General features: G+C 35.6%; 3 protein-coding genes. 2 read left to right on the top strand and 1 reads right to left on the bottom strand.

The features are described from left to right. The coding region (locus F902_RS22540; RefSeq protein WP_043540800.1) for a hypothetical protein at window positions 1-331 on the top strand (331 nt) is incomplete at its 5' end. 3 nt (window positions 332-334) lie between these two features. After that, window positions 335-751, top strand: coding sequence for a hypothetical protein (locus tag F902_RS22545; RefSeq protein WP_005199662.1), 417 nt, complete (start codon window positions 335-337; stop codon window positions 749-751). A 106-nt stretch (window positions 752-857) separates the two neighbouring features. On the opposite strand, the gene F902_RS00130 is transcribed toward F902_RS22545, so the two are convergent. Beyond that, a complete protein-coding gene (locus F902_RS00130; RefSeq protein WP_005199665.1) occupies window positions 858-1604 on the bottom strand; it encodes a leucine-rich repeat domain-containing protein in 747 nt (248 codons plus the stop codon). Between the last annotated feature and the right edge of the window lie 350 nt (window positions 1605-1954).

Genomic DNA, 1954 nt, shown 5'->3' on the forward strand with positions numbered 1-1954 from the left:
AATACAGAGCCAAGAACAACAAGCCCAGAATCAAGCGGTACAGAAAAAACTTACCATTTTGAATATGGGACTGATTTCAGCAGCAGTTATTTTGCTTATAGCGATTTTCTCGCTTGGTCTCGTCACCAAAAACAAGTACAGCGAGATGCAGACGCTAAATACAGTGATCAACGAGAAGCAAATGAGGGTCGACCATTTGAACCGATCGGGAGGCAGTTTGACGATCAGCACATGCAAGCGACCAGACAGCAAAGCACAACGTCTCTGTATTCAGATCAACAAGAATGCAGGGGAATGGCAGAACGGTTACATGATTCCAATGGGGTACTAAACGATGACCGAATTAGAAACGCAATTATTGAGAATCATCGAAGAACAACAGCAACAATTAATGCAACAACAATCGCAATTGCAGAAGCAACAGCAAGCTTTAGACACAATGCAAACCAAGATTATCCAAGCCTTGTCAGCGCAATCAAAAGCAATCGGGAGCGATCAGCAGAGCTTACAGCAAGCACAGAAATCATTAGCGACAATACAGACACAATTTCACGAGCTAGAATGCAGTACAGCAAGCTATACCGAGCAGATCAATGGCAAAGTCCGAGAGATGAGCCAGATTACAGCGAACAACGAAGAAGTTCTGGAGAGAATCTCAACCATACAGCATTCAGTCTCGTCAGAAGTAGCCAAAGCTCAGCAGAATTTGCTCGAAACATCCGAGATATTGAAAAAAATCTCGTCCAAATGAAGGAATTAAAAAAGGAAATGGACAAGCCCCAACTTAAGCGAGATCGGGGCATGGATTTTGGGATGTAATGCGAGTATTAAATTAACTTTATATAGTTACTAAATTTTTAGTCATCATCAAGTACCACTAAATGTTTTACTGAATCAGGCACATTAACATCATCAAGGTCGACGTATAGTTCCTTCAAATTCTTAAGGTTAGTAACACTATTAGGTAGTTCGTTTATATCATATGATAATAGTATATTTAGTACTTCTAAATTTTCTAGATTACCAATACTTTCAGGGAGTTCTTTTAAATCTGTTTCATTAATTTCAAGACTCTTAAGTGCTTTTAAGTTGCCAATAGTATTTGGTAAGGTATTCAATGTTAATGAATGAAGATCTAAATACTCTAGATTTTCTAGATTACCAATACTTTCAGGAATATATTCTAAGCTTTCTAAGTCTAGGCTAAGATTTTTTAAGCTTTTTAAATTACCAATGTTCTCTGGCAAAGATTTAAGATTTGGTAAGTTAAGATGAAGAGATTCAAGATTTGCTAAATTACCAATACTTTCAGGAATATATTCTAAATTTTTTAAGTTTAGGCTAAGACTTTTTAAATTTTTTAAATTCCCAATATTCTCTGGCAGGGATTTAAGATTGGGACAGTTTGTAATCTCTAAGATTTCTAACTTATGTAAATTTTCGATCTCTTTGGGTATTTCTTCTAAATTATCAAAGCGAAAAATATCTAGATGAATAAGATTAACTAGTTCGCCAAAATTTTGTGGTAAAGATTTTTCATTAGAAGAGAATGCATTGACTTGATAAGTTTTTGTTACTTTTTCTGGGTTTCTAATTTTACGCACAGTAGCTCTTTTAACTATTAATGTAAAAATAAATCTTACAATATTTAAAGGAAAAGCCCAATAACTCTTGCAAGTTATTGGGCTTTTCCATTAAATTCAGTGGGTACAGTTATTTGATGCTTGCAACATCAATTAACGAAAGATCGGCAGAGCTTGCAACTCATACTGATATTCACCTTAAAGGCTAGTACCACTATCTATTTTAAAGAATTAGAACAGTTTGACAAGCCTCAATTTGAAGTCCTTCGTTAATTCAGCAGTTTAAATCATCAAATAAGCACCTAACGGTCGAGCTTTATCTACTTCTGTGCGCCCTTTTTAAAGGAAGATATGCGGTGCATGTGGAGGGA

The organism is Acinetobacter higginsii (assembly GCF_000369525.1).
Lineage (GTDB): Bacteria > Pseudomonadota > Gammaproteobacteria > Pseudomonadales > Moraxellaceae > Acinetobacter > Acinetobacter higginsii.

What these genes read in the sequence shown, in the direction of transcription:
- F902_RS22545 (WP_005199662.1), top strand. Translation starts at nt 335, where the DNA reads ATGACCGAATTAGAAACGCAATTATTGAGAATCATCGAAGAACAACAG.